Origin of the sequence: Galactobacter caseinivorans (assembly GCF_003640665.1) — a bacterium.
GTDB lineage: Bacteria > Actinomycetota > Actinomycetes > Actinomycetales > Micrococcaceae > Galactobacter > Galactobacter caseinivorans.
The window spans coordinates 229,561-255,487 of the sequence record NZ_QQXL01000006.1 but is presented as its reverse complement, the minus strand read 5'-3'; the positions used below and the strand labels follow the sequence as shown (position 1 = coordinate 255,487).

Genomic DNA, 25,927 nt, shown 5'->3' with positions numbered 1-25,927 from the left:
GTCTAGCTTCACCTAGCCCGGGGCGTTTTCGCTCCACCAGAGGGCGGCCTGCACGCGCGAGCGCAGCCCCAGCTTGGCCAGGGCGTTGGAGACGTGCGTCTTGACGGTGGTCTCGGCGAGGCCAAGGTGCTTGGCGATGTCCCGGTTGCCCAGGCCCGCTCCCAGCGCGCGCAGGACGTCAAGCTCGCGTTCGGTCAGGCCCAGGGGTGGCCAGGTGCTCGCCGCCCCGCCTGTCGCGCCGCCTGTCGCCCCGCTCGCCGCGGCCTGCCGCAACAGCGTCGGAACCACACCGGGGTCAATGAATCCGCGGCCCGCAGCCACCTGGGCGATGGCCCCGGCAAGCACCTCAGCCTCCGCGGACTTGAGCACGTAGCCGGCGGCACCCGCGCGGACGGCGCCTTGGACGTACTCGTCCAGTTCAAAGGTGGTGACGATCAGGACCTTGGAGAGGGATTCCTCCACGATTCGGCGGGTGGCCTCGATCCCATCCATGCCCGGCATCCTCACGTCCATGAGCACCACGTCGGGGCGCAGGGTGCGGGCCATGGAGACGCCGGTGGTCCCCTCCGCCGCCTCGCCCACCACGACGATTCCCGTGGCCTCCAGCAACAGTCGAAGCCCCGCGCGCACGGCGGAATGATCATCCACGAGCAGCACTGTGGTCACGTTGCCTCCTCCTCCAGGGTGGGCACCCGGGCGGAGAGCACCCAGCCCTCCGCTTCCGGACCGGCACGCAGCGTGCCGCCGACGGAATCCAGCCGCGCCGCCAGCTGGCGCAGCCCCAACCCATTCCCGCCCCCAGGCGGGGTGGCGGCGGCACCCGACCCCGCGTCGTCGGGCAGGGGGTGCTGATGGCCAGGGGCCCCCACACCGGGACCGCCGCCCGGCGCGCCCCGGTTGGCGACGCGCAACTCAAGGCCGCCGGGAACAGGGCCAACCACCAGCTCGACGGCGCGGCGGGGCGCGTGTTTGAGCGCGTTGGTGACGCCCTCGCTGGCGGCACGGAAGGCAGCGGCCTCCGCCGCGCGGCTGAGCCCCGGAAGCGGCTCACTCACGCGCAGGGTGACCTGATGGCCCGCGGCCCTGGCCCGCTCAGCAAGGGCGGGGAGGTCCGCCAGCGTGCCAAGCGGCTCGGCCTGCTGCCCGCCCGCGTGCAGCACATCGATCAGGGAGCGCATGTGGGCAAGGGCTTCCACCGAGGCGCTACGGATCTGGCCAAGCACCGCGTCCCGCACCGCCGGGTCAGAGGCGTTCAGGGCGGCCTGAGACTGCAGAGCAATGGCACTCAAGTGGCCGGAGACGGAATCGTGGAGCTCTCCGGCCATGCGGGTGCGCTCCCTGACCAGGGCCAGCTCGGTATGGGCCGCGGCGGAGGAGGCCGCCTCATCGGCGCGCCTGGCTTCCACTGCGCGGAGCCGGTCGGAGACTCGAAGGTCGGACGCCCAGGCGACCGGCAGTCCCAGGCAAAGGGCGCCTCCGAGCGCGGCCGTCAGTGCCTGGCCCAGCCCGCCCCCAGAGGCGACGGTCCCCACGACGAAGGCCGCCGTCAGTGCGCAGGCCAGGACTCGAGTGGCGGCGCGAACGCGCTCGGAGCCCAGCAGCGTCAGGGTGAAAAAGAACTCGAAGAGCAACACAAAGGCCGCCACGGAGTGCCCCAGCACCGCCGTGGCCACCGTCGAGGCGCCGATGAGTGCCACCGCCCAGGTCAGATGCCGGTGTCGAAGGCTCACGCCGAGCAGGCCCGGAAGCGCCAGCGCCATGGGCAGCCAGGGCGAATGGGCCTGGCCCCAGGACAGCACGCCAACACCGGTGAGCGCGGTGGAGGCCACCAGCAGCGCATCCGTGCCCGCCAGGAAAAGGTCTCCGCGGGTGGTGGACCACCAGGGCGCGGGGGCAGGCACGGCGGCAGGCGCGGAGGCAGTCACCGAGGCACGCGGGGCGGGTGTGCCCCATGCCGACGGTGCCGGCTGAGCGGGTGAGGCGTCCATAGTGACCATTGAACCCGACCGGGCCGGCGGCGGATCGGTACTAAGGGATGAGACGGTGCCAGTCCTTCCGGTCTGACGCCCGCGTGCTCGCGCCGGACAGGCTGGAGACATGAACCCGGAAACCGGCCTCCAGCTCGTCATTCTTGCCCTGATCGACAGCACCAGCCTTGGCACCCTCGTGATCCCGTTGTGGCTGCTTTTGCGGCGTGGAACGGCGGGGTTGGCTCGCAAGGTGGGCCTGTATCTGGCCGTCCTTGGGGGCTTCTACTTTGCGCTGGGGGTGGCGTTGCTGACCGGCGGGCATGTGGTGGTGGAGCGCTATGGGGAGTGGGTGCGGGCCCTGGTGCAGTCCGGCGGCTTTCGCTGGGCGGCGCTCGCCGTGGGCATCGCGCTGATTGCCTACGGATTCTCCGGGCCGTGGAGCAAAGCGGACCGGGCGAAGGCCGCGGAGAAGAAGTCCGCGGCCCTCCGCGCCAAGGAAGCCAGCCGGGTCGGATCCGTCAGCGGCCCCGGAGTCGTGGGCGTTGCCGCTGGCGCTGCCGCTGGCGCCCAGGCTGGGGATGCGCCAGACGACGCGGCCGCGCGTCTGGCCGCGGTCCAGGGTGGGTGGGGCAGCCGGATCGACGCCGCGCTGCGCACCCCGGCGGCACTGGTGGGGTTGGCGCTGGTGGCGGGGCTGCTAGAGGTCCCCACCATGCTTCCGTACCTGGCCGCCTCTGGCATTCTGGTGGCCTCGGGGATGCCGTTGGCTACGCAGGTGCTGACCTTGGCGGGCTATTGCGTGGTGATGATGCTGCCGGCGCTGGTGTTGTTTGGCACACGGATGCTGTTGGGTAGCCGGGCCGACTCCTGGTTTGGCCGCATCGGCACCAAACTGGGGGAGTACATGAGCGAGTCCGCCAAGTGGGTGGCCGCGATTGTGGGCATTCTGGCGGTGCGGTGGGCCTCGTCCGGACCGGGCGGCGTAGGGGTCGGCGAGTTCTTTGAGAACATCTTCCAGCGCTGAACGGGACGCGGGGCACTTAGCCAATCAAGCTGCGTCGACCCTCAAAGGCCCGGCCGAGCGTGACCTCGTCTGCGTATTCAAGGTCCCCGCCGACCGGTAGGCCGGAGGCCAGGCGCGTGACCTGAATGCCCAGGGTCTTGAGGGTGCGGGCCAGGTAGGTCGCCGTGGCCTCACCCTCCAGGTTGGGGTCGGTGGCGATGATGACCTCTTGCAGCCGGTCATCGGAGAGGCGCGTGAGCAGCTCGCGGATGTGCAGCTGTTCCGGGCCGATGCCGGCCATGGGATTAATGGAGCCGCCCAGCACGTGGTACTTGCCGCGGAAGCTGCGCGTGCGCTCAATGACCATGACGTCCTTGGATTCCTCCACGACGCACAGCACGGTCTCGTCGCGGCGATCATCGCGGCAGATGGCGCAGCGATCTTGCTCGGTCACGTTGAAGCAGACCTCGCAGAAGTGCACCTTGTCCTTCACCGTCTGGATGGACTCCGCAAGGCGCTGCATATCGTCCTTGTCCGCCTCCAGGATGTGGAAGGCGATGCGCTGAGCGGACTTGGGGCCAATGCCCGGCAAGCGTCCCAGCTCGTCAATGAGGTCCTGAACCGCACCCTCGTACACCGCTCACCGCTCTCTCATGACAGGGAAATTCACCTGCGTTGCGGCAGGGGATGGCCGTGGTGATCCAGTTCCTCGATCAGTTTGGCGTCGAGCATTCGCTCCAACGCCGCACGGCCGAACGTGGTCGAGTTCTCCAGCTCCTCATCATCATCGCTGGGAACAAACTCGTCCGGGTTCAAGTCTACGGGTGGGCCCTGACGTTCGGCTCCCGTGTTCGCGCTGGGCGCTGAACCCCAGGCGTCGGCGGGGCCCGCGCTCTTGGCTTGGTCCATGAGCTGCTGGTACTTGCTGCGCGGGCCCGAGCGGCTGGGCCGAGCCGGGGCCGGGGCCTCCACTTCCTCCGGGGCCGCGCCCCAGCCCGCCGTGGGCGCCTGGTCCCAGCCGCCGCGGCCGGGTACCGGGGCGGCGGGGGCTTCGGTGCCGACGCCGGACGGCGCTGTGCTCGACGGCGCCGTGTTGGGCCGGGGTGCCGCGGGCGCCGGTGCCGCGGGCGCCGGTGCCGCGGGTGCGGGTGCCGTCGGCTGTGAAGGTTCCGGCTGTGAAGTGGCCGGCTGAGGTGCCGCAGGCTGAGGCGCTGCCGCGGGTTCGGGCGTGGACGGCACGGAGTCGTTGGAGGCCTGCTGCCCGCCACGGCGCGGCGGTGCAGCCCATGCCTCGTCCTCGGGCGCGGGGCCGTCCGCCCAGTCATCCCACGGTTCCTCGCGGTCGATGATCAGGCTCGGGTCGATCACCCGTCCGCTCGCAGAAGATGCCGGCGCCGGCGTCGGAGCCGGAACTGGCGCCGGTGCCGGTGCAGAGGCGGTGGGCGAAGGTGCAACTGGCTTCGGCGCAGCGGGCTTCGGCGCAGCCGGGGTCGCCGCTACCGCGGGCTTCGGCGCGGCGGGCTTTGGCACAACCGGGGTCGCGGCGGGGCTGGGTGCTACCGCCTGTTGCTTCGGCTCCGCCTGTGGCTTCGGTTCCGCCTGCGGCTCGGGCGCATCGGCCGTGGCCGCGTGGACATCAGTGCCGGAGGCCGGTTTCGTGGGCACGGCCGGCGCGGCAGGTTCCTCCACGGGGCGCGCTGCCACTTCAGCGGGCGCGGACTCCTTGGCTGGCGCAGACGCCCCGGCGGGCGCGGGCTGTTCGGCTACGGCCGGCGTGGGCCGGCCGTCAGCTTTTGGGCCGCCATCACCCGAGGGACCGGAACCTCCCGAGGTCACGTCAATCGCGGGGTCAACGCCCAGCACCTCGCGGATGCTGGCGCGCACCAGATCCACGGCCTCCGGTCGCTGCCGGAAGGCCAACATGGGCCCCTGGTTGGCAAAGGCAAGGACCAGGGTCCGGCCATCGAAGCCGGCGATGGAGACGTTCGGGTTGACCATGGACCACACGAATCTGCGCGAGTCCTTGAGGTGGTCCATGATCTGCGGCCAGGCCCGGCGGAACATCTCCACCGATCCTTGCCCGCCCTGTGGATGCGGCAGCTGCGCGGAATCGGGCTCCGCCGCGGAACCCTGCGAGGGGTTCTGCCCGGATCCGGAGGCGGACGCCTGAGGTTGTGTCGGCGCGGACGCCGAGGCCGGGTGCTGGCCTTCCCGGGCCGCTGACTGCGGTTCGGGGGTGGACGCCTGAGGTCGTGTCGGCGCGGGCGCGGGCGCCGGGGCCGGCGTCGACGGCGCGACTGGCGCGGCTGGTTGCTGAACGGTCCCGCCCTGCTGCGGCTGCAGGCCAAGGTATTGCGCCATGGCGGCGTTCATGGCGGGGGCGGGCTCGCTGCCGGAGGGCAACACCGCATCCTCCAGCTTCTGCGCCACGTCCGGGTTGACCGGCGGAATCGGCTTGCGCGGAGGCTCGGCCTCTTCGTCAGAGCCTGGCTTGGCCTCGGCAGAATCGGTGCCGGACACGGGCTCCGTCGCGGAGGGGGCAGGAGCCGCAGGGGCCGGCGCTGCAGCGGCGGCGGCCACGGCCGGGTCTGCGACAAACGGCGCACCGTCGTCGTAGTCGACCGGCTCAAACTCGCCCTCGTCGTCCTGCAACTCCGAGAGTTCCTCGGCGGAGGGCACAAAGTCTGACACCGCCGCGACCGGCTCGTCGTTCGACTCCGGCGCGTTGGGCTGCTCGGTGGCGGGATGCTCGGTGGCGGGCTGCGTGGAGGCGCGCTGGGGCGACTCGGGTGCAGGGGCAACCTGCTCGACGGCGTCCGCGCCCTTGGGTACGGGCGCGGCGGCACGCTCCGGCACGGGAGCGGTGCGCTCCTGGTTCGGTGCGGGTGCGGGTGCGGGTGCGGGTGCCGGAGCTGCTGCTGCCGGGCTGGCCGGAGCGGGTGCCGCCGGTGCCGGTGTCGGAGCCGGAGCCACCGCTGGGTCCGCGTTCTGGGGTGCAACCGGGGACGGAGCCGCCGGAGCCTGCGAGGCAGCCTCTGGGGGCTGAGCCCCGGGAGCCTCGCCGTCAGCGTGGCCGCCGGCTTGGCCGGTGCCCTGACCCGTGCGCTGATCCGTGCCTTGGCCGGTGCCCAGATCCGTGCCCTGACCCGTGCCTTGGGCGGAGCGCAGCGCCTGCCGTGCCGCGGCGGCACCGGAGGGGCCGCCCCAACCGGACCCCACGGCGTCGGGCGGGGCACTGGCAGGTGCCCCCGTCCCCGCGCCCTGAACCGGGCCCGCTGCACCCTCGCGCGTCGACGTGGCAGGCGTACCGGCCTCCACCGGGGCGCCTCCAAAGCTGAGATGGCGCTCCAGGCGGTCCACGCGCGCGGCCACGCCGCGCTCCTCGTGATCCGCGGAGGGCAGCATGAGGCGCGCGCACAACAGCTCAAGGTGCAGGCGGGGGCTCGTGGCGCCGGTCATCTCTGACAGGGCCGTATTGGTGACGTCTCCCCAGCGCGAAAGCTCCGAGGGGCCAAGAACGACGGCCTGCGCTGACATGCGCTCCAGCTGGTCCTGCGGCACACCGTGCAACACCTGCGCGGCGTTCTCAGGAATGGCGCGCACCACGATCAGGTCGCGGAAGCGCTCCAGCAAATCCTCAACAAAGCGGCGCGGATCCAGACCCGACTGGATCACGCGATCCACGGCGCCAAAGACGGTGGCCGCGTCCTGAGCCGCCAGCGCGTCCACCACATCATCCAGCAGCTCCGCGTGCGTGTATCCCAGCAGGGACACCGCCAAATCGTAAGAAATACCCTCTTGGCTGGCGCCGGCCATGAGCTGATCAAGAACGGACAGGGTGTCGCGGCCGGAACCGCCGCCGGCGCGCACCACCAGGGGCAGCACGCCCGGAGCCACGGCGATGTGCTCCTCGTCAGACAGGTGCTGCACGTACGCCATCATGGGCTCCGGCGGGATGAGCCGGAACGGGTAGTGGTGGGTGCGTGAGCGGATGGTGCCGATGACCTTCTCAGGCTCGGTCGTGGCGAAGATGAACTTGATGTGCTCCGGCGGCTCTTCCACGATCTTGAGCAGCGCGTTAAATCCGGCGGACGTGACCATGTGGGCCTCGTCAATGATGAAGATCTTGAACCGGTCCCTGGCCGGGGCAAAGGTGGCGCGCTCCCGCAGGTCGCGGGCGTCATCCACGCCGCCGTGGCTGGCCGCGTCAATCTCGATGACATCCAGCGAACCGGCGCCCCCGGTGGCCAAGTCAACGCAGGAGTCACACACGCCGCAGGGGGTGGGGGTGGGGCCCTGCTCGCAGTTCAGGCACCTGGCCAGGATGCGTGCGGAGGTGGTCTTGCCGCAGCCGCGGGGACCGGAGAAGAGGTACGCGTGGTTCACGCGGTTCTTCTTCAGCGCCGTGCGCAGCGGAACCGTGACGTGGTCCTGCCCGATGACCTCTTCAAAGGTGTCGGGGCGGTAGCGGCGGTACAGGGCGGTAGTCACCAGACCAGCCTACCGACTCGGCCGACACCTCGCTGAGGGGCTGTGGATGATCAGTCGTGAGGCGTGTGAAGCGGGGCGTCCATGGGGACCGTGGCATACGCCGTCAGGTACATCTCCACCGCGTGTTTCACCAGGCGTTGAGTGAGCTCCGGCGTGGGCGGCCTGCCCAGCTGGGCGCGCAACAGGTCGGGGCCAAGCATGACCGTGCTGATCTCGATCACGGCCAGTTCCATGTCATCGATCTTGAGCAGTCCGGCCTTGACCAGGCCCTTCAGCAGCCGTTCCGCCAGCCGATTGGCGGTGCTTGGCCCGCGTTCTGCCCAGAGCTGCGCAATCTCTGGGGAGCGCAGCGCCTCCGAGTACACCATGGTGCGCAGCGACAGGTAGCCGGGCTGCGCCAGCGCTTCGATCCACTGGTAGGTCATGGACTCGAAGGCGACGCGCAGAGTCGGGTACGCGGCCAATCCGGAGCCGCCGAGTGAGTTGAAGAACTCGACGCTGATGTCCAGCCTGTGTTCAATGCACGCAAAGAGGAGCGCCAGTTTGGAGCCGAAGTGTTTGTAGATGGTCACCTTGGAAACATCAATTTCCGCGGCCATCCGGTCCATGCTGACGGAGCCCCCGTGTTCCAGGAACACCTCGGTGGCCATGGTCAGGATCCGTGCGCGCGTTGCCTCCGAGCGATCCCCGCCCTCAGGGCTGGGGGACGGGCGCTGTGCTTCGGGGCGTGACTCCATCGCCATCAGAGGGTGCGCACCCTATCCGGCGATAACTTGAGCTTGCGAAGACCCCCGGGCTCTCCCAAATGTTGCCTGCCCGGGAACCTTCTGCTCATTTGTGAACTGTACCGTTCAGTTCAGGCAGTGGGAAGGGGCTTTCATAACAATTTTTTGCATCCGCAACCGCTTGCGTGCTACTCACCCGCGCGGGCGCCAGCCAAGGGGGCGCCGCGCCGCAAGCCGCGCCGCAAGCAGGGCCGTGAGAGGCGCCAACTCGGCCGCGGCCCCACCCAAAACCGCCCCGGACGTGACATCGGCGGCGCGGGCGGCAAGAGTGTGTGATGTGCGCCACCGAGAACCCGGGGTGCACGCCCCGAGCCCGTCCCAGCGCATCGGGAGCACAGGACCCAAGGAGGAACGCCTCATGGCAATGGACAAAACGGTGGCGAGCGCGGCCCAGGCGGTGGCGGACATCCCAGATGGCGCCTCACTGGCTGTGGGCGGCTTTGGCCTCTCCGGAAATCCGATTCAGCTGATTGAGGCGGTTCTGGCGCAGGGAACCAAAGACCTGGAGATCACCTCCAACAACTGCGGCGTGGATGGTTGGGGGCTTGGCGTGCTGCTCTCCGCCGGCCGCATCGCCAAGGTCCATGCCTCTTACGTCGGCGAAAACAAGGAGTTTGCGCGCCAGTATCTCTCTGGGGAATTGGAGCTGGAACTCATGCCGCAGGGGACCCTCGCGGAGAAGCTGCGTGCCGGCGGTTCCGGCGTCGCCGCCTTCTACACCCGCACCGGCACGGGCACGCAGGTCGCGGAGGGCGGGCTGCCTCAGCGGTACGACGCCGCGGGGAATGTGGTGCAGGCCAGCGAGCCTAAGGAGGTGCGCACCTTTTCACCCGGCGGGGAGGCGGGGGAGTACGTCCTGGAGGAGGCGATCGTTGCGGACTACGCGCTGATCCACGCCGCGATCGGGGACACCCACGGCAACCTGGTGTTCCACGAGGCGGCCCGGCAGTTTTCCCCTGTGGCCGCGATGGCAGGCAAGGTCTGCATCGCCCAGGTGGAGAAGCTCGTGGAGCCGGGGCGCATCAACCCGGACGCCGTCCATCTCCCCGGGGTGTACGTGCACCGCGTGGTGGAGGTGGGGCAGATCGAGAAGCGCATTGAGAAGCGAACGGTGCGCCAGCCGGCGCCCGCAGCCGGAAGCGAGGCCTGAACATGGCACTGACACGCGAGCAGATGGCCGCACGCGCGGCGCAGGAATTGCAGGACAGCGAGTACGTGAACCTGGGGATTGGGCTGCCCACGCTGGTGCCCAACTACCTGCCGGAGGGCCGCACCGTGGTGCTGCAATCTGAGAATGGGATCTTGGGTGTGGGGCCGTACCCCACGGAGGATCAGGTGGATCCGGACCTGATCAACGCGGGCAAGGAGACGGTCACGGTGCTCCCGGGCGCCAGTTTCTTTGACTCCGCCATGAGCTTTGGCATGATCCGCGCCGGCAAGATCGACGCCGCGATCCTGGGTGCCATGCAGGTCTCCGCGGCCGGGGACCTGGCCAATTGGATGATCCCGGGAAAGATGGTCAAGGGCCCCGGCGGTGCCATGGACCTGGTGCACGGCGCCCGGCGGGTGATCGTGCTGATGGAGCACGTGGCCAAGGACGGCACCGCCAAGGTGGTTCAGGAGTGTTCGCTGCCGCTGACCGGGCGCGGTGTGGTGGACCGGATCATCACTGACCTGGCCGTGATCGATGTGACAGAGGAGGGGCTGCGGCTGATCGAGTGCGCCCCGGGGGTCACCGAGGAAGCGGTGCGCGCCGCCACGGGCGCCCGGCTGCTGTAGAGCGTGTGGCGCCGCGCGCCGGCTCAGCTGGGCGGAGTGAACACCCACGGTTCGCTCGGGAGCGCGTCGGCGTCAAAGGCACCCAGCGCGCTTTCGAGCGAATCGGCCGGCAGCCCAAGCGAGCCAAGGAGCAGGTGCCGCACCCGCTCAGCCGAGTACCCGGCGTCGAGCAGGGAACGCAGCGTCACCGCGCCGTCCCGCTTGGCCAGCCGTGCGCCCTGCGCGTTGATCACCAACGGAACGTGCGCGTACTCCACCTCATCGCGCGCCGCGTCGCCGTAGAGCAGGCCCCGCAGGTGCGCCTGGCGCGGGGAGGAGGATGCCAGGTCGTCCGCGCGGACCACCTGATTCACGCCGGAGAGGTGATCATCCACCACCACGGCCAGGTTGTACGCGGGCGTCCCGTCGTTGCGCACCACGACCACGTCGTCAATCGCGCTCGTGATGGGGCCAAGCAGGCGATCCTGCACCGTGTTCTGGCCGCCGTCGGTGCGCAGGCGCCAGGCGGCAGGGCGTGCCCGACGGCGCGTGGCCCGCTCCTGCTCGGAAAGGTTGCGGCAGGTGCCGGGGTACGCCCCGGGCGGCGTGTGCGGGGCGCGCGGGGCATCCAAGATGTCGCGCCGGGTGCAGAAGCATTCGTAGAGCAGGCCGCGTTGGCGCAGCGTGTCCAAAGCCTGCGTGTAGACCTCGAGGCGCTCGGACTGGCGCGGGGAGACGCGGTCAAAGGTCAGGCCAAGGGCCTGGAGGTCCTCCAGTTGCCGCTGCTCTGACCCGGCCACGGTGCGTGCGGTGTCCAGGTCCTCCATGCGCAGGATCAGCTCGCGATCGCTGCAGCGGGCAAAGAGCCAGGCCAGCATCGCGGTACGGAGATTGCCAACATGCAGATCTCCGGACGGGCTAGGGGCGTAGCGGCCGGCACCCATGATTCCTCCTGAGGACGTTAAAGACCCCTCACGCACCTGCCAGAGCCCATCTACCCTTGCTGCATTCCTGCCCTGGGGGAGTTCGACGAGATGACACCACGTGAGGGGCCAAGAATCAGTATAGAGGCTCCCGCGGGTGGGGCCGAATCGGAGGGTGCGGCGCCCCGATTGGGAGGTGCGGTGGTGTTTAGGTTAAGCTGTTCAAGCCTGCTTCACGCGGGCAAGCCAAGGAGGATTCGCCTAGCGGCCTATGGCGCACGCCTGGAACGCGTGTTGGGTTCACGCCCTCGGGGGTTCAAATCCCCCATCCTCCGCGCTTGACCCGGCTCCCACGAATCATCGTGGGAGCCGGGTCTTTTTTTGTGCCCTTGTGTTGCCTGGTGAGACTCCCCCTAGTCGGAGGGGGTGTTCCGAAATATGCTTCAGTTTCAGTACAGGGAGCAACATCACCGCTTCGCCTATATGGCGTTCAGTCGTGTTGCAAAAAACAGTTCACCTTGGGGGTTGAACATGGTTCTTTGGGGGACTCTTCACGCGGCCGTGTCAAGCGAGGTCCACGGGAGAAGTGAGCGTCGGCGGCGGCGCACCGCGAGCGGGAGCCAGCCCATGACCTCCATTTTGTGATCCCCGTCACATCCACACCAGAAGTCGCCCCCTCCCGACTCCTACCCTGCACAAGGCTGATTCGTCGGCCTCTTTCCTAGGTAACTATGCGACACCTGTCGCCGAGCATCGGAGTGCCTCGTGAGGGCAAGACTCGAACACCATTCAAGGACTACCAAGCGCTGGGGCAAGCTTTCCGCCGCTGTCGCCGCGCTGACCCTCCTTCTGCTGGGAGTGGCCCCCGCGGCGTCGTACGCCGCAACCGTTGACGCGATCACCAAGGTGGTCGTCAACCCGGATGCCAACGGCAATCCGGACGGCAAGCCCATCAACCTGTACCAGGGCGTCAAGATCCAGGCGGAGTGGAAAGCACCCGCGGACGCCAAGGCGGGGGACACCTTTGAGCTCACGTTCCCGGACGTGATCAAGGGCAATCCTGCCTCCTTTGACCTGAAGGACAAGGCGGGCGCCTTGGTCGGTACCTGCAAGGTCCAGGACACCAAGATCGTCTGCACCTTCACCGACTACGTGGAGACCCACGACAACGTCACCGGCTCCCTGCGCTTCGCAGCGCAGGCTGTGAAGGAGACGGACGTGGAAACCTGGACGTGGAACGAGGGCACTGAGCACGAGGTCAAGAGCCACGTTGACGGCGGTGTTGGCCCCTACGATCCGAAGATCCCCCAGGACAGCTTCAAGTCAGCCTGGCGGACCGCGGATGGCAAGAGCATCGCCTGGCAGGTCACGCTTCTGGGCAAGGATCTGGTGACGCCGGGCGGAAACCCCGTCACGTTGGTGGATACCTATGACCAGCGCCTGAGCCTGGATCAGACCAGCTTCGGCGTGGAGACGGCCACCCCGGCGCAGTATCAGGCCGGCACGTGGACGCCGCTGTCCAAGGGTTCCGCGAGCGGTCAGTACAGCGTGGACTTTGGTACCAATAACTACACCCTCAACATCCACGGCGCCGACCCCGACAAGCTCTACCGCGTGGTGTACTCCACGCCAATCCCGGCCGGCACGGTGGCGGGGACCAAGTTCTCCAACAGGGTCCAGGCCGATGGCAAGGACTTCGTTGAGACGACCTATACGCACCAGACTGCCGACGGCGAGGGTGGCGGCGACCAGAAGGTCGGCGTCGTCACGTGGAACAAGGTGGACCCGGACGGCAAGGCGCTGGCGGGTTCCGAGTGGTCCGTCACCGGGCCGGACGGCACCGCAGCTCCCGTGGTGGATAACGGTGAGAATGACAAGGATCCGGCGGTCGGCAAGCTCAAGATCACCGGCATTGCCTGGGGTACCTACACCCTGACGGAGACCAAGGCCCCGGCCGGCTACGTCAAGGCCAAGGTCGGCAAGAAGGTGGTGGTGGACGGGACGCACCTGAACGTCACCTTTGGCGACATCACGAACTCCCCGGAGCCCACAGTGCCGCCGACGGTTCCGACCGAGCCCACGACGCCGACTGAGCCCACGCAGCCCACGACGCCGACTGAGCCGACGCAGCCGACCGAACCGACGGTTCCCACGGAGCCCACGACGCCGGCCGAGCCGACGCAGCCGAGCCACGCCGCACAGTCGACGACGCCGAGTGAGCCCCCGCTGGCGCACACGGGTGCGGCCGTGACCGTGATGGCGTTGATCGCCGCTCTGTTGGTCCTGGCTGGTGCAGGCTCGCTCCTGCTCGGCAAGCGCCGCCGCCACCAGTAACGAACCACCGGCACGGCAGCAGCAAAGGGGTGGCCGCGGATCAACGTCTGAAGAGACGAAAGATCTGCGGCCACCCCTTTGACTGTGTCTGCCACCTGCCACCTGCCGCCTGCCGCCTGCCCCTGCCGCCTGCTCCCTGGCCCTGCTCCCGCGGGGCTATCGCTGGAACCCTCAGCGGCGCCCAAACTGCGCCGCGGTGGGGCAGTCAAAGGGGTCTCGGGCAGCAATGCCCACGCGGTTGAGGTACTGGACCACGATGGCGTAGGACTCGGCCAGGGTGGTCTCCGTGTAGGGAACGTTGTGCTCCTGGCAGTAGGCGCGCACAATCTGCTGGGTCTGCGCCAGGTGATTCCGGGCCATGCTGGGGAAGAGGTGGTGCTCCACTTGGTAGTTCAGCCCGCCCAGGAGGGCGGTGGCCCACCATCCGCCCTTGATGTTGCGGGAGGTGCGGACCTGCTTGGAGAAGAAGTCCAGCTTGGCCGTGGGGGAGATGATCGGCATGCCCTTGTGGTTCGGGGCAAAGGACGCGCCCATATACACGCCAAAGACTGCGAGCTGCACGCCGATGAAGGCGAACGCCATGCCCAGCGGCAAGAGCAGCAGCAGCGGGATGAGTAGGCACGCGAAGCGGGCGGTGATCATGGACAGTTCCATCCACCGGCCCTTGACCCGGCCGCGGCTCATCAGGTGCTTGTAGCTCTGGACGTGAAGGTTGAGCCCCTCCAGCGTCAGGAGGGGGAAGAAGAGCCAGCCTTGCCGGGCCGCAATCCGGCGGTGCAGGCCGCGCGTCTTGGCGGCGTCCGTCTCAAGGAAGGAGATGGTGCCTGCCTCAATGTCCGGATCCTTGCCGGCCTTGTTGGGGTTGGCGTGGTGGCGAGAGTGCTTGGAGTTCCACCAGGAGTAGCTCAGGCCAAGTGAGCCGGTCAGAAGTTTGGCCAGGCGGTCATTGGCCGGGCCAAAGCTGAGAATCTGGCGGTGCGCGGCCTCGTGGGCAATGAACGCCGCTTGGGTGAACAGCAGCCCAAGGGCCGCAGCGATCAGCAGCTGGAACCAGGATTGCCCCACCAGGACAAAGGCCGCGATGCAGCCGCCAAAGGCCAGCAGCAGGGCCGCCCCGACGCCCCAGTAGAACAGGGGAGCGCGGCGCATGAGTCCGCGCTCCTTCACTGCCTGGGACACCTCTAAGTAGGCGCGCGCGTGCACGGGGTAGGAGTCCTGGTCTACGAAGGAGCCCGACGCCGCGACGGCGGCGGTTTCGCGGCGCTGGGGGTGCTCGCCGGTGTGCTGGGGATTCATGATCGCGCTTCTCTCCTTGGAGGACGGGGCACTCGGTGACGAGTGAAGGCGGAGCGGCCACCCTGCAACAGGTGAGCAGAGCCAGGGCTCGTGGGGGGTGGGAGTGAAGGCGTCAACCGTGTGGCGGTTTCCGCGCCGGCCGCTGCTCTGAGCGGTGGGAGGTCACGCCGAGCGTGAATACTCGGCGGAGCGTTGTGGCCGTCAATCACTGGCAATCACGCCGATTTGCGGTTCTTTTGAGGTTACACCACGGCCTTTTGTGGGCGCCCCGGAGGTCGGTGCCGCCTGCGTCCACAGGCGCCCCTGGGCCGCGCTGTGCCGGCACCAGCAACCCCCTTCCAAAATATCTTTCAAGAAAAAGTACCCGCCCGTGTCACGTTTTGGCCCAAATGCACTCTTGGTAGGTGGATGGGTTGAGAAGTGTCGTAGCTGCCGCCGTAGAATTGCCGGAGCACTAGCCTTGGGGGCTACGCTTCTGAACCCACCAAAAACTTCAGATGCACCCCACGCATCACCCACGTGTCCCCCCGCGTGGTCCGCTTTCTCCATACACCCGCTGTCCCCCCGAACCGAGTGATCCATGTCTTTGCGCAGAGCTAGCGACCACGATCTGCTTGCCCTTTTGCATGACGGGGATTCGCCTGCCGCCGCGGAGCTGTGGAAGCGCCACTATCGCTCCGGGGTGACCGCGGCTGCGGCGCAGCCCGGGGTCACGGACCCCGAGGGGCTGGCCTCAGAGGCCTTTGTTCGCGTCCTCGAGCAGGTGCGCAATCAGGGTGGGCCCACCGGCGCCTTCCGCCCCTATTACTTCACGATCGTGCGCAACCAGGCCAAGCAGGACCTCAGGGACCCGCGGACCACGGACCTGGACAGTGCGGCGGAGCTGCAGGACCCGGCTGAGCAGCCGGATCAGGTGATTCAGCGCAAGCTGGGCCAGGGCGTGCTGGCCAGCGCCTATGCGTCCCTGCCGCAGCGGACGCAGGCCATTCTTTGGTACACGGAGGTGGAAAGCCTCAAGCCGCGGGAGGTCGCGTTGCTGCTGGGCCTCAAGCCCAACACGGTCTCCGCGCGGGCCACCCGGGCGCGCCGGGCGCTGCGTGAGGCGTGGGTTGCGCAGCACGTCGCGGCCGTGGGTGCGCCGGGCGCTGCGTGAGGCGTGGGTTGCGCAGCACGTCGCGGCCGTGGGTGCGCCCGCCGAGTGCCGCATCTGCCTCGCCGCCATTCCTGCGTTTATCGCGGAGACCGCCAGCGCCGAAGAGCAGGACATGGTCAATCGGCACCTGGAAAGCTGCGTTGACTGCCGCATTTTGTCTGAGGAGCTGCGCGTGGTGACGCGTTCGCTCGGATTCGTTTTGCTGCCCGCCGTGCTCGGCGTGGTGGCCGCCGCGAAGTACGGCGGATGGGCCGGAGCCGGTGCCGCTGCCGGGGTCGGCGCGAGCGTCGGTGCCTCTGCAGGCACCGGGTCGGCGGCGTCCTCGGGGACCCTGCTGGGAGCCGTGGCAGGTCCGCAGCTGTGGCTGGTGGGCGCCGCGCTCGTGGCGGCCGCCGCGACCACCGCAGTGGTTGCCTATGCGGTGAACCCGCACACCGAGCCTTCCCCGCGGGTTGTGGCGGGCTCCTCGACGCAGCAGCCCCAGTCTTCGGTGCCCGACGCCGCGGCGTCGCCTCAGCGCCCCAGCGCACCTTCCGCTGGCCCTTCCGATCGCAAGTCAGCGCCGCCGGCGGCCAGTTCGGCGCAGGTCAGCGTGCCGGCGCTGGTGCCCGCTCCCGTGGTGCCCGTGGTGCCGCCGCGCGCCGACGCTCAGGACGAGCTGGCGTCCAGCCCCGCCGTGCCCAGTATCGCCGAGTCCAGTATCGCCGAGCCCAGCCCGGTGGTACCCCGCCCCACGTCGGCGCCCGAGACGACGACCGAACCAACCATCCAGCCGACGCCAGACCCCGGACCGTCGACCAAGACCACGTCGGCATCGTCCAGTGAACCGACCGAGCACACCCCAACGACGTCGACTCCCACGAGTCCCACCACCACGCCTCCGGTCACTCCGACCGTGACCCCGACTGTGACCCCGACTGTGACCCCGACGCCCATCTGGGCGGCTCCGGTGCTCACACTGCCCAGCATCGAGACCTACACCGGCACCGTGACGGTCAAGGGCACCGCGCCGGTCGGCAGCATGGTCACCATTGAGGTCACGCCTGGCCGCTACACCAAGTGGTGCTCGCCGTGGGGGAAGGAGACGCGCCGCTACGTCGCCAAGGTGCGGCCGGACGGCACCTGGGCGCAGACAGTGAAGTATTTGCGGTTCGGCACCTACCAGCTCTCCGTGACCGCGGGCGGGGAGCCCAAGAAGGAGTCCCCGGCGGTTGAGGGGCAGATCGTCTCGCGCGCCTGGATCGCCTGCGCCTAAGCCGGTCCTGCCCCCGAAGTGGTACCCGCGGCGAGGAATTCCTGACAGTATCTCGGGGAGAGCGGCCGATGGATGAGTCACCACCGCGTCTGCGTCGACGGCACTATTGGGAGGATTTACGCATGAGCGAGCACGGCCAGCACCCCCGTCCCGACGAGGGCACCCCGCAGGATCCCTACCGCCCGGACGGGTATGGCAGGACGCCGGAGTCAAACCCCTTTGCGCAGGGAGCTCCAGACCACGGGTCGACGCCGCAGGGAACGTATGGCACGAACCCCACCTACGCGGCGCAGCCGGACCAGGGCTACACGGGCCACCAGGGCTCCCAGGGCCCCGCGATGGGTCCCGGGCTTCCCTCCGGACCCTCCGGACCCTCCGGACCCTCCGGACCCTCCGGACCCGCCGGGCCGGGTGGACCCGGGTACGGTGCGCCGTTCGGCGGCCCGGCCTCCCCGTACGGGCAGCCGCCGCAGGGCGCCGTCCGGCCCAACTTCTTTCAGGCGCTCTTTGACATGGAGTTCCGCGAGTTCGTGACGCCCAGATTCGTTGGGGTCCTGTACGTCATCGCCATCGTGGTCTCCACGCTGGCGTTGCTCTTTGGCGCCGCCGTGGCCTTCCTGAGGGGCCCGGCCGTGGGCTTCGGCGTGTTGCTCTTCGGGGCCATTGGCCTACTGATCACCGTGGTGGTGTGGCGGGTGCTGCTGGAGTTTGTGGTCGCCACGATTCGCACGGCTCAGAACACCACCATCCTGGTGGACCGCGCCGAGAAGTAAAGAGAGCCACTGAGCGGTCGCGTCCGTTCACGCAACAACGACGCGGGGCCAGGTGGACAGTCCACCTGGCCCCGCGTCGTCGGGCATTCGAAAGCTCAGCCCGCCGGGCACCCGGCAACACGGCCTGCCGGAAGCCGGCCAAGCGTCAGTGCGAGGAGAGCAGCTCCGAGTAGTGGCGCGCGGCCGTCTCGGGGTGTGCGCGCAGGAAGCCCTTGAGCATGTTGGCGCCGTAGCTGCTCAGCAGCGGGTTGTTGGGGTCGTCGCTGACGCCGCGCGCCTGGGCAGCCAACTCCGCGGGGAGCTGCGCCGCATCCACGGTGGAGTCAAGGCGAGGCGCCCAGAAGAACGGCACCGAGTAGCGGTCCACGCCGGGCGGCGGGGAGGTCACGCGGTGCACGGTGGCCATGAGGTAGCCGTTGGTAGCGACCTCCAGCATCTCGCCCAGATTGACCACCAGCGCGCCGGGCACCGGGGGAACCGCAATCCACTCACTCTGGCCGTGCGGCTGCACCTCCAGCCCACCCACGGAGTCCTGCAAAAGCAGGGTGACAAAGCCGTAATCCGCGTGCGCGCCCACGCCCTGCGTGCCGGCGCCGGGCACCTGATCGCCGCCGACGTAGTGGACCAGCTTGCCCATCCACGCCGGGGTGCGTTCAAAGGCGGAGGCAAAGTGATCCTCCGGCAGGCCGAGGGCAGCGGTCAGGGCGGCCAGCAGCTCGGCGCCCACCACGCTCATGAGCTGGGCCCAGTCCATGGCGACGGTCTCCAGCACCGGGAACTGCTCCGGGAAGCGGTTGTGCCCCTGCAGTTTCATGTACTCGGAGCCGGCGGGCACGGAGGCCGGGGGCTCGCGGTCCGGTCCGTAGTCAATCTGCTCGCGGGCGTCAGCGCGCCCCTTGGTGACCTCGGCCCCCAGGCGGGTGTAGCCGCGGAACGTGGGCGTGGCGCGGTTGTCCAGTTCCATCCGCTCCTCTAGCGGGCGGCGGAAGAACTCGCCCACAATGTCCAGCAGTTCCTGCGCCTGTTCGGGGCGAGCACCAAACCCGGTGAGCTGGAAGAAGCCGACGTTGTGGGCCGCGTCGCGCAATTGCTCCAGGAAGGCGGGGGAGAAGCCGCCATCTGCCGCGCGGGCGGTGGAAAGGTCCAGGACGGGAAGCTCCGAGCGGGGTGCCGCTGCGGTGGGCTCGGTCAGATTCGTCATGCTGTCATGTTGGTCCCACGCGGCGTCACACTCGCAGAACTGTGTCGATAGATGATGTTCCGCTAAGCCAACGTGACAAATCCTTGACTCGGTCCACTGCCCGGAGGACACTACGGTGCCCGACGGCGCTTGGCCGGCTGGGGTGCCTGGGTGACACAGGGAGCCGGTGGATCCGCCGGGCGGCGTCGTGCGCCTGGGGAGGTGACACTCGCCGCAGGGGGCACTCTCCGCAGAGGGGGCACTCGCCGCGGGCGGCGCAGACCTGCCAGCGCCGCAAACCACGTAACCTTGACTCATGATCTTCAAGTCCGTCGGTGAGGGGCGTCCATATCCGGACCATGGCCTCGTGACCACCCGCGACTGGGCTGGCACCCCGCCGCGGCAGGTGCGCCTGGAAGATCTCACGACCACCAAGGCCACCCTTGACCTCACGGCGCTGCTGGCGGAGGACTCCACCTTCTACGGTGATCTCTTTCCCCATGTGGTGCTCTTCAAGGGCGAGTACTACCTCGAGGACGGGCTGCACCGCGCCGTCCGGACCGCTCTGCACCACCGCTCCATCATGCACGCCCGCGTGCTGGACCTGGATGCCCGGGGCGGTGCCAGTGGGGCCCGCTGAGCAGACCGGGCCGACCGATCAGAACGGGCCGACCGATCGGAACGGGACCGCCGTGCCGGTGGGGCTTGTCAGCCCGGGGGCGCCCATTGGACCAGCGGAGGCGGTGCTGATTGATCCAGTCGCCGCGGCCGGTGCCCGGCGCATGCGCCGCATCATCCTGATTGTTTTACTGGTGCTCTCCCTTGCCGCTGTGGCACTGGGCATCACCTGGCAAAAGACGGGCCTCTGGAATCCTTCGTGGGGCGCCCGAGACGGCGTCGTATGCCCGGTGCAGATGGTGCAACCCGCCGACGCTGACCAGGTCAAGGTCAACGTCTATAACGGGAGCATCCACGAAGGAATCGGCGCCACCACGGCGCGGACCCTGCGCGATCGGGGATTCCAGGAGGGCGCGGTGGCCAACGCCAAGTTGGAGGACCGTGTGAGCACCGCGGAGGGCTTCATCGTGGCCGGGCAGGACTCAGCCGCGGAGGCCCTGGCCGTGCAACGTCAGCTTCCCCGGGCCAAGATCGTGATCCAGGCCGGTCGCAGCGAGAGCTCCATTGACCTCATCCTGGGCGATGGCTTCCACGGGCTCACGTCCAAAAAACGCGTGAGTCACGCGCCAGGCCGCCTCGACTGCTCGCGTCAGGTGTTCTCGGGCTGATCCTCGTCAGAACGGGTATCCGGCCGGCTGTTTGGCCGGGTGTCCGGGCGCATGAGTAGCTCGTGCTCCAGCGGCCGTCCCATGGACATCCCCAGGCCACTTGGTTCCTCGATGGACTCGGCGAGAGCCGCGCCGTCCGCCCGCTCGGCTTCCGCCCGCGCGCTGTCTTGCCGCGCGCCGTCGGCCCGCTCGTGGCCTGAAGACCCGGCCCCGTGGCGAGGGTGCGCAGGCACGCGGACAATCGCGCCGTCGTCGCGCTTGGCAAGGTCAAAGGAGGCCAAGACCGAGTCGGTCTCGCGCTCGTGGACGCGGCCGCTGGCGCGCTGCGCGTCCATCATCATGGTGGTGCGGCCGGTCAGCATGCGGCGCACGCGGCGCAGCTGCCAGTAGCGCTTGCCCACCAGCGTCAGGAGCAGGCCAAAGACCGCGTAGCAGGCCAGCATGATCCAGCCGCGCCCGTAACCCGGGCCCACGTCGTAAACCATGCGCTTGAGCATCTCCGTGATCCCGGAACCCACCACCACGTGGTTGAGCCAGCGGAAGGGCTCCGGCATGAGCCACTGCGGCAAGGCGGCGCCGGAGGAGGGGATGGAGAGGAAGATGAAGATGGTCATGGCCGGTGCGGCGATGAAGCGCCCGCAGAAGTAGGAGAGGCCGTTCACGGCCAGGCCAATCGCGGAGGACCACACCCAGCCCAACCCCCACAAGGCCCAGAAGTGGCCGTGAATGGCGCCGATGACGGGATCCACCAGCAGCGCCATCAGGCCAGAAAGGCCCAGGCCCACGCCAAAGATCACGCCAAAACGCACGCGACGGCTGAGCGGGCCGCCCATGAGGCCAATGAACATGGCGGCCAAGTAGCCGGAGATGCACCAGGCGAGCATCAGGTACATGGGTGTCATGCCGATGTCTCCCGCGGGGAGCGGGGCAATGTCCTGGTGCTTGGGTGGGGTATCCGCCCCCAGAAGCGGCGTCACAAGGGTGGGCAACAGCGTGGCGGCCTGCGCCTGGTGCGCGCCGGCCACGATGAGGGTGTTGCTGGGGCGGTCATAGGCCACCCCGAACTCACCGGAACGGACCTTCTCCTTGGCCTCTTCCACGGTGGCCACCTGGCTGAAGGCAAAGGCGCCCGGCGCTTTTTGATCCGCGATCTGCTGATAGGGCTGCGCGGCCTGGGCGCTGCCCACGATCCCGACAGGGACATCGTGCGGGGCAATGTGCTGGAACGCGCCCACGTAACACACCACAAACATCACGGCCATGAAGACCGGCATCCACAGCTGCAGCAAGACCAGCTGCAGTGAGGGATTCAAGGTGCCAAACCAACGGCGATACGTGGACTTTTTCTGCGGCGGCGTATGCACCACCTCCGCCGCGGCGGTGGTTCCGGGGGCGTCCTGAGGGGCGCCCGGGGTGCTGGTCTGAGGTTCTTGTTCCGCGTGTGCCATAGGAGTTCAGGGTACTCCCAGGGTGTGCCCGGCAGTCCGGCCGCCCGGCGGCCCCGGGACCTGCTGGCTAGTCGCGGGAGAACAGGCCGAGCAACGGCGCGAGCGTGGCCGCCGGAAGCTGCCCGGGGGCAGAGGACTCTCCCACGGAGGCAAACGTGGCACAGGAGCCAAAGGTTTCCGCGGCCACCCGGCTCACGAGCCCAAGGGAACCCATGGAGATGCTGATCAGGGGGTGCTGGGGCAGGTGGCTCGCGGCCGTGGCGGAGGCGGTCAGCAGCGTGGCGACGTCCAGTGCCGTACGGGGGGTGACCGCCATCTTCAACACGTCCCCGCCGGACGCGGCCTGCTCCCGCAGCGTGCCGAGCAGCGACTCGAGATCCGGCGTCGAATCAAAGTCGTGGAAAGAGGTGATTACCGGCAGCCCCGCCGCATGAGCGGCGTTCACCACCGAGGCGACGGCCACCGGATCGCGCCGGTACTCCACGTCCACTGCATCCGCCAGATCCAGTCGCAGCAGGCGCCGCAGCAACGCGGCGTAGTCGGCATCTGCCAACGTGCCCTGGCCGCCCTCGCGATCTGTGCGGTAGGTCATCAGCACCGGCAGGCCCGTCTCGGTGCGCAGGGCCACGCCCACGGCCGCCGCGCGCTCGGGATCGGTGACGTGATCCACCCGCCACTCGATCACGTCCACGGGCTGGCCGTGCAGCGCCGCGACCGCCGCGGCCACCTCCGAGGACGCGCGGGGCATCAGCGGCACCACAATCTTGGGGCGGCCAGCGCCCAGTTCCACGCCCGCAATGCGCACGACGCCTGGGGTGGGCTCGGTGGGCCAGCCCGAGTCGGCAGGGCGGTTGGGTTGGTGTGGCTCGGTGGATCCGGTGCGTTGGGCGGGGGAGTGCGCGGGGCCGGTGCTGGGTGTCTCCACGATCGCTCCTGTGCTGGCGGGGTCCTGAGGGTGTGCCCCCCATTGTTCCCGACCGGCGGCGAACCGCGCACACCGCGTCGCGCCGTCGCGCCGTCGCGCCGTCGTGCCTTGGGTCTTTGCGCCGTCGCGCTGTCCTGCCGTGGCGCGAGCCACATCACCGACCCGGCGTCAGCGGGAATAGCGCGGCCCGGCGGCCGGTTGCCCAGGGTATGAGTGAGACTCCGATGCCAACCGTGCCCTCCGCCGATGCCTCCACCGAGGGGCCGCGCCGCCTTGGCGTGGACATTTGGCTGGATGTGGCGTGCCCCTGGTGCCTGGTGGGCGAGCGCCGCTTCGACAAGGTCCTGAAGGACCTGCCCTTCAAGGAGGACGTGGACGTGCGCTTCCACTCCTTCCAGCTGGATCCGAATGCGCCGGAGCGCTCCACCATGACCCAGCCCGAGTACCTGGCCAGCCGCGGCATGGATCCGGAGAAGCTGCGCGCGGCTCAGGAGCACCTGCAGAACATGGGGTCTGAGCTCGGCATTCACTTTGACGAGGCCTCCGCCGTCCCGTCCAACACCTTCACCGCGCACCGCCTCATCCAGGCCGCCGCCGGTGCCGGGGTGCAGGCCCAGGTCGTGGACGCGCTCTTCTCCGCCTACTTTGAGCAGGGCAAGGACGTGGGTGATCCGGAGCAGCTCCGCGCCGTGGTGCTCGCGGCCGGCCTTCCCCAAGACCTGACAGATGCGGTGCTCGCGGATCCGGAGGCCTTCCGTGCCGAGGTCTCTGAGGACATCTCGCAGGCCTCACGCCTGGGCATCTCCGGCGTGCCGTTTTACGTGATCGATAACCGCTACGGCGTCTCTGGTGCCCAGCCGGAGGAGGTGTTCTCCCAGGCCCTCACTCAGGTCTTTGACGAGCTGAACCCTCAGCCCAAGCTGGCCCCTCTTGGCGGCGCTGTGGGTCAGGATGGCGAGACCTGCGGCCCCAACGGCTGCTGATCGCCCGTCAGCCGCGGTAGCCGAGGGCCGCGCTGATCCGCCCGGCGCATTCGCGCACGGCTGTGCCGTAGTCCTCAAAGCGCGCCGGCGTGATGCGGGAGGTGGGCCCGGAGATGGAGATGGCCGCCACGGCCTCCCCTGCGGCGTCGCGGACGGGCGCACCCAGGGAGGTAATGCCTGGGCTGAGGCCCTCCTCGTTCACGGAGTAGCCGCGCGCCCTGATGGCTGCCAGCTCCGCCCACACCTCTGTGGGCTCGGCCAGGGACAATCTGGTCCGGCGCTCCAGCGGCCCGTCTAGGTAGCGGCGCACCCAGTCCTCCTTCTGCGCGGACAGGTACGCCAACCCGGTGCCAGAGGCGTGCAGGGGGATGCGCGTGCCCAACGCCAGGAAGGCGCGCAGTGCGTGGGATGAGTCAAGGCGCTCGGTGACCACCAGCACTTCGCCGTCCGGCTGGCACAGGTGAATGGTCTCTCCCGTGTCCAACTGCAGGCCGTTCAGCTGCGCCATCGCGGCCTCTCGCAAGGTTGAGCCCACCTGTCCTTGGGACGTGACGCGGTGCGCGTGCACCGTGAGTGACCAGGTGGACAGCGGCGGTGCCGACTGCTGAACCCACCGCAATTCCTCCAGCGTGGCCAGCGCGCGCAGCAGCGTGGCCTTGGAGAGTCCGGTGTTGCGGGCCAGTTCCGAGAGGCCAATGTTGCCGTGCTCGGCGATGCACTCAAGGCAGCGAATGGCCGTCACGACGCTTTGCGTTGCCATGCGCCCCTCCACTTCCGAGGGTCAAGATTCCCCTCACGATGCTCTTGCGTCCCCTGCGGCTGTGATCTACCTTACCTTCAATTCGCAAGAATGAACCAGTGGTTCACCACGTGAACCACACGTAGGAAGGCCGATCATGACCCAGCAAGTGATAGCCCTGGCGCTCTTTGTCGCGGTATTCGCCCTTGCCACCCTGCGCAAGGTGCACCTCGGCGTGATGATGTTTGCCGCAGCCGCCGGGGTGGGCATCTGGCTCGCAGGGATGAAGCTCTCCGAGGTGGTGGAGGGCTTCCCCATCTCCATCCTTGTGCTGCTGGTGGGCGTGACGTACTTCTTTGCCATTGCGCAAGACAACGGCACGGTGGACCGGATCGTGGACGCGGCCATCCGCCGCGTGGGCGATCGCGCATTCGCCCTTCCGTTCGTGTTTTTCCTCATCACCACCGGCATCTCCGCGATGGGCGCACCGCTGGCCGGCCTGGTCATGGTCCCCATCGGCATGCCGCTGGCGCGCAAGTACGCCATCGACCCGCTCCTGATGGGCATCAGCATCTGCTCCGGCGTCTCCGCCGGTGGGTTCGCGCCGACCTCACTCTTTGGCATCGTCACCTACGGCACGGCCCACTCTGTGGACATCGACCTGAATCCACTGGTGCTCTTCGCGGTGGCCTTCGCCTTCAACGTGCTGCTCATCATCGCCGCGTACCTCATCTTTGGCGGCCGCGATCTGTGGCGCCGCACGCGCGGCTCGGCGCCGGCACGGTGGCGCGGCCCGCAACTGGCGCAGCGCCCCGCACTCACCGGTCACCCCTTTGAACGCGAGGGCCTGGCCGCGGCCAATGCGCGCGTGACCTCCGCCCTCGCGGCGTCGGGCATGACTACCCCGGGCGACGCCGCAGGGTCGGCTCAGAGCGCGGCGTCGCCTGACGCGGCGGCGGCGGGGCGGGGCTCACGCCCGGCCCCACTGAAGATGGAGCAAGTGGTGACCCTGCTGTGTATGGGTGGGCTGATTGTCTCCGTGGTGGTGCTGGCGCTGGTGGGGCTTGACCCGGATATTGGGGTGCTGTGTTTTGCGTTCGCGACCGTCCTGACGCTGATTGATCCCGTGGCCGGGAAGAGCGCCGTGGCCAAGATTGACTGGTCAACAGTGCTGATGGTCGGCGGCATCATCACCTTTGTTGGCGTGCTGCAGCACATGGGTGTGGTGGACATGCTGGGCGAGGCCGCCGCGCACCTGGGATCTCCGCTGATCGCCGCGTTCCTGATTTGCCTGGTGGGGGCGCTCATCTCCGCCTTCGCTTCCACCACCGGCATGCTCGCCGCGTTGGTGCCGCTGGCCCTGCCGCTGGTGGCGGACGGGAACATCGCCGGCTGGGCCGTGATCGCCGCGCTGGGTGTCTGCTCCTCCGTGGTGGACCTCTCGCCGTTCTCCACGGTGGGCGCCACCGTGGTGGCCAGCGTGCAAGAAGAGGACAAGCCCCGGGCGCTTGGGGTGCTCACCAAGTGGGGCATGTCCATGGTCGTGATTGGCCCGGTAGCGCTGGTGGGCGCCCTGGTGGTCCCGACCATGCTCTGACCGCGTCATGTGGCCGCGCCCACCCTCA

At 68.8% G+C, this 25,927-nt stretch carries 22 protein-coding genes, 1 tRNA gene and 1 other RNA gene; 12 read left to right on the top strand and 12 right to left on the bottom strand.

The genetic code is table 11. The features are described 5' to 3' along the window. Positions 1–12 precede the first annotated feature (12 nt). Both DWQ67_RS11090 and DWQ67_RS11085 read right to left on the bottom strand, forming a co-directional pair. Entirely contained in the window at positions 13–666 is a 654-nt protein-coding gene (locus DWQ67_RS11090) for a response regulator (RefSeq protein ID WP_121485667.1), read from the bottom strand. Then, a complete protein-coding gene (locus DWQ67_RS11085; protein ID WP_147433682.1) occupies positions 663–1,988 on the bottom strand; it encodes a sensor histidine kinase in 1,326 nt (441 codons plus the stop codon). The genes DWQ67_RS11090 and DWQ67_RS11085 overlap by 4 nt, the downstream gene beginning before the upstream one ends. Positions 1,989–2,097: 109 nt before the next feature. On the opposite strand from DWQ67_RS11085, the gene DWQ67_RS11080 reads away from it, so the two are divergent. Further along, positions 2,098–2,994, top strand: coding sequence for a GAP family protein (locus tag DWQ67_RS11080; protein WP_121485665.1), 897 nt, complete (start codon positions 2,098–2,100; stop codon positions 2,992–2,994). Between the two features lie 16 nt (positions 2,995–3,010). Here DWQ67_RS11080 and recR read toward each other — a convergent pair whose 3' ends face one another. The 3 genes from recR to DWQ67_RS11065 are packed head-to-tail and all read right to left on the bottom strand — an operon-like array spanning position 3,011 to position 8,201. After that, positions 3,011–3,610: a recombination mediator RecR gene (gene recR / locus DWQ67_RS11075; protein ID WP_121485664.1), complete on the bottom strand. Its 600-nt coding sequence runs from the start codon at positions 3,608–3,610 to the stop codon at positions 3,011–3,013. Between the two features lie 29 nt (positions 3,611–3,639). Beyond that, positions 3,640–7,464 carry a DNA polymerase III subunit gamma and tau gene (locus tag DWQ67_RS11070; protein WP_121485663.1) on the bottom strand — a complete coding sequence of 1,275 codons (3,825 nt, stop codon included), beginning with the start codon at positions 7,462–7,464 and terminating at the stop codon, positions 3,640–3,642. A 50-nt stretch (positions 7,465–7,514) separates the two neighbouring features. Further along, the gene (locus tag DWQ67_RS11065) at positions 7,515–8,201 is read right to left on the bottom strand and encodes a TetR/AcrR family transcriptional regulator (protein WP_158595444.1); all 687 of its coding nucleotides are present in this window, start codon (positions 8,199–8,201) and stop codon (positions 7,515–7,517) included. 406 nt (positions 8,202–8,607) lie between these two features. On the opposite strand from DWQ67_RS11065, the gene DWQ67_RS11060 reads away from it, so the two are divergent. Together DWQ67_RS11060 and DWQ67_RS11055 are read left to right on the top strand one after the other, a co-directional pair. Then, positions 8,608–9,399: a CoA transferase subunit A gene (locus DWQ67_RS11060; protein WP_121485661.1), complete on the top strand. Its 792-nt coding sequence runs from the start codon at positions 8,608–8,610 to the stop codon at positions 9,397–9,399. 2 nt (positions 9,400–9,401) lie between these two features. Continuing rightward, a complete protein-coding gene (locus DWQ67_RS11055; RefSeq protein WP_121485660.1) occupies positions 9,402–10,028 on the top strand; it encodes a CoA transferase subunit B in 627 nt (208 codons plus the stop codon). 23 nt (positions 10,029–10,051) lie between these two features. On the opposite strand, the gene gluQRS is transcribed toward DWQ67_RS11055, so the two are convergent. Then, on the bottom strand, positions 10,052–10,951 hold the full coding sequence (gene gluQRS / locus DWQ67_RS11050) for a tRNA glutamyl-Q(34) synthetase GluQRS (protein WP_121485659.1): 900 nt from the start codon (positions 10,949–10,951) through the stop codon (positions 10,052–10,054). Between the two features lie 16 nt (positions 10,952–10,967). Further along, positions 10,968–11,064, bottom strand: an RNA gene (gene ffs, locus DWQ67_RS11045) — signal recognition particle sRNA small type. Positions 11,065–11,180: 116 nt separating this feature from the next. Between ffs and DWQ67_RS11040 the strand changes: the two genes are divergently transcribed. Further along, positions 11,181–11,265, top strand: a tRNA-Ser gene (locus DWQ67_RS11040). Positions 11,266–11,695: 430 nt separating this feature from the next. Continuing rightward, positions 11,696–13,264, top strand: coding sequence for an Ig-like domain-containing protein (locus tag DWQ67_RS11035; RefSeq protein WP_147433681.1), 1,569 nt, complete (start codon positions 11,696–11,698; stop codon positions 13,262–13,264). A gap of 171 nt (positions 13,265–13,435) precedes the next feature. Here DWQ67_RS11035 and DWQ67_RS11030 read toward each other — a convergent pair whose 3' ends face one another. After that, positions 13,436–14,560 carry a fatty acid desaturase family protein gene (locus tag DWQ67_RS11030; protein WP_121485657.1) on the bottom strand — a complete coding sequence of 375 codons (1,125 nt, stop codon included), beginning with the start codon at positions 14,558–14,560 and terminating at the stop codon, positions 13,436–13,438. A 580-nt stretch (positions 14,561–15,140) separates the two neighbouring features. Between DWQ67_RS11030 and DWQ67_RS11025 the strand changes: the two genes are divergently transcribed. The 3 genes from DWQ67_RS11025 to DWQ67_RS11015 all read left to right on the top strand — a co-directional run bounded on the left by DWQ67_RS11025 (position 15,141) and on the right by DWQ67_RS11015 (position 17,741). Continuing rightward, positions 15,141–15,713 carry an RNA polymerase sigma factor gene (locus tag DWQ67_RS11025; RefSeq protein WP_121485656.1) on the top strand — a complete coding sequence of 191 codons (573 nt, stop codon included), beginning with the start codon at positions 15,141–15,143 and terminating at the stop codon, positions 15,711–15,713. Beyond that, positions 15,670–16,968: a zf-HC2 domain-containing protein gene (locus DWQ67_RS11020; protein ID WP_158595443.1), complete on the top strand. Its 1,299-nt coding sequence runs from the start codon at positions 15,670–15,672 to the stop codon at positions 16,966–16,968. The genes DWQ67_RS11025 and DWQ67_RS11020 overlap by 44 nt, the downstream gene beginning before the upstream one ends. A gap of 122 nt (positions 16,969–17,090) precedes the next feature. Next, complete coding sequence (locus tag DWQ67_RS11015) at positions 17,091–17,741, top strand: DUF4282 domain-containing protein (RefSeq protein WP_158595442.1); 651 nt, start codon at positions 17,091–17,093, stop codon at positions 17,739–17,741. 145 nt (positions 17,742–17,886) lie between these two features. Here DWQ67_RS11015 and DWQ67_RS11010 read toward each other — a convergent pair whose 3' ends face one another. Beyond that, positions 17,887–18,942 (bottom strand): isopenicillin N synthase family dioxygenase, encoded by a 1,056-nt coding sequence (locus tag DWQ67_RS11010; protein ID WP_121485653.1) that lies wholly within the window; start codon positions 18,940–18,942, stop codon positions 17,887–17,889. Positions 18,943–19,237: 295 nt separating this feature from the next. Here DWQ67_RS11010 and DWQ67_RS11005 point away from each other — a divergent pair, with 295 nt between their 5' ends. Together DWQ67_RS11005 and DWQ67_RS11000 are read left to right on the top strand one after the other, a co-directional pair. Next, positions 19,238–19,561, top strand: coding sequence for a type II toxin-antitoxin system VapB family antitoxin (locus DWQ67_RS11005; protein ID WP_121485652.1), 324 nt, complete (start codon positions 19,238–19,240; stop codon positions 19,559–19,561). Positions 19,562–19,664: 103 nt separating this feature from the next. Beyond that, positions 19,665–20,207 carry a LytR C-terminal domain-containing protein gene (locus tag DWQ67_RS11000; protein ID WP_158595441.1) on the top strand — a complete coding sequence of 181 codons (543 nt, stop codon included), beginning with the start codon at positions 19,665–19,667 and terminating at the stop codon, positions 20,205–20,207. On the opposite strand, the gene DWQ67_RS10995 is transcribed toward DWQ67_RS11000, so the two are convergent. Then, positions 20,189–21,655: an ABC transporter permease gene (locus DWQ67_RS10995; RefSeq protein ID WP_121485650.1), complete on the bottom strand. Its 1,467-nt coding sequence runs from the start codon at positions 21,653–21,655 to the stop codon at positions 20,189–20,191. The genes DWQ67_RS11000 and DWQ67_RS10995 overlap by 19 nt on opposite strands. Positions 21,656–21,722: 67 nt before the next feature. Next, complete coding sequence (gene aroD, locus DWQ67_RS10990) at positions 21,723–22,580, bottom strand: type I 3-dehydroquinate dehydratase (RefSeq protein ID WP_121485649.1); 858 nt, start codon at positions 22,578–22,580, stop codon at positions 21,723–21,725. Positions 22,581–22,804: 224 nt separating this feature from the next. On the opposite strand from aroD, the gene DWQ67_RS10985 reads away from it, so the two are divergent. Continuing rightward, a complete protein-coding gene (locus tag DWQ67_RS10985; RefSeq protein ID WP_158595440.1) occupies positions 22,805–23,563 on the top strand; it encodes a DsbA family oxidoreductase in 759 nt (252 codons plus the stop codon). A gap of 7 nt (positions 23,564–23,570) precedes the next feature. Here DWQ67_RS10985 and DWQ67_RS10980 read toward each other — a convergent pair whose 3' ends face one another. After that, complete coding sequence (locus DWQ67_RS10980; RefSeq protein ID WP_121485647.1) at positions 23,571–24,323, bottom strand: IclR family transcriptional regulator; 753 nt, start codon at positions 24,321–24,323, stop codon at positions 23,571–23,573. Between the two features lie 136 nt (positions 24,324–24,459). Here DWQ67_RS10980 and DWQ67_RS10975 point away from each other — a divergent pair, with 136 nt between their 5' ends. After that, positions 24,460–25,899 carry an SLC13 family permease gene (locus DWQ67_RS10975; RefSeq protein WP_121485646.1) on the top strand — a complete coding sequence of 480 codons (1,440 nt, stop codon included), beginning with the start codon at positions 24,460–24,462 and terminating at the stop codon, positions 25,897–25,899. Positions 25,900–25,927: the final 28 nt, after the last annotated feature.

Bases quoted from the DNA above. Each gene is read 5' to 3' on its own strand.
- DWQ67_RS10975 (WP_121485646.1), top strand. From the start codon at position 24,460: ATGACCCAGCAAGTGATAGCCCTGGCGCTCTTTGTCGCGGTATTCGCC.
- DWQ67_RS11060 (WP_121485661.1), top strand. From the start codon at position 8,608: ATGGCAATGGACAAAACGGTGGCGAGCGCGGCCCAGGCGGTGGCGGAC.
- DWQ67_RS11025 (WP_121485656.1), top strand. From the start codon at position 15,141: ATGTCTTTGCGCAGAGCTAGCGACCACGATCTGCTTGCCCTTTTGCAT.
- DWQ67_RS11015 (WP_158595442.1), top strand. From the start codon at position 17,091: ATGAGCGAGCACGGCCAGCACCCCCGTCCCGACGAGGGCACCCCGCAG.
- DWQ67_RS11030 (WP_121485657.1), bottom strand. From the start codon at position 14,560: ATGAATCCCCAGCACACCGGCGAGCACCCCCAGCGCCGCGAAACCGCC.
- DWQ67_RS10985 (WP_158595440.1), top strand. From the start codon at position 22,805: ATGCCAACCGTGCCCTCCGCCGATGCCTCCACCGAGGGGCCGCGCCGC.
- DWQ67_RS11085 (WP_147433682.1), bottom strand. From the start codon at position 1,988: ATGGACGCCTCACCCGCTCAGCCGGCACCGTCGGCATGGGGCACACCC.
- DWQ67_RS11010 (WP_121485653.1), bottom strand. From the start codon at position 18,942: ATGACGAATCTGACCGAGCCCACCGCAGCGGCACCCCGCTCGGAGCTT.
- DWQ67_RS10980 (WP_121485647.1), bottom strand. From the start codon at position 24,323: ATGGCAACGCAAAGCGTCGTGACGGCCATTCGCTGCCTTGAGTGCATC.
- DWQ67_RS11080 (WP_121485665.1), top strand. From the start codon at position 2,098: ATGAACCCGGAAACCGGCCTCCAGCTCGTCATTCTTGCCCTGATCGAC.
- DWQ67_RS10995 (WP_121485650.1), bottom strand. From the start codon at position 21,655: ATGGCACACGCGGAACAAGAACCTCAGACCAGCACCCCGGGCGCCCCT.
- DWQ67_RS11005 (WP_121485652.1), top strand. From the start codon at position 19,238: ATGATCTTCAAGTCCGTCGGTGAGGGGCGTCCATATCCGGACCATGGC.
- gluQRS (WP_121485659.1), bottom strand. From the start codon at position 10,951: ATGGGTGCCGGCCGCTACGCCCCTAGCCCGTCCGGAGATCTGCATGTT.
- DWQ67_RS11055 (WP_121485660.1), top strand. From the start codon at position 9,402: ATGGCACTGACACGCGAGCAGATGGCCGCACGCGCGGCGCAGGAATTG.
- DWQ67_RS11065 (WP_158595444.1), bottom strand. From the start codon at position 8,201: ATGGAGTCACGCCCCGAAGCACAGCGCCCGTCCCCCAGCCCTGAGGGC.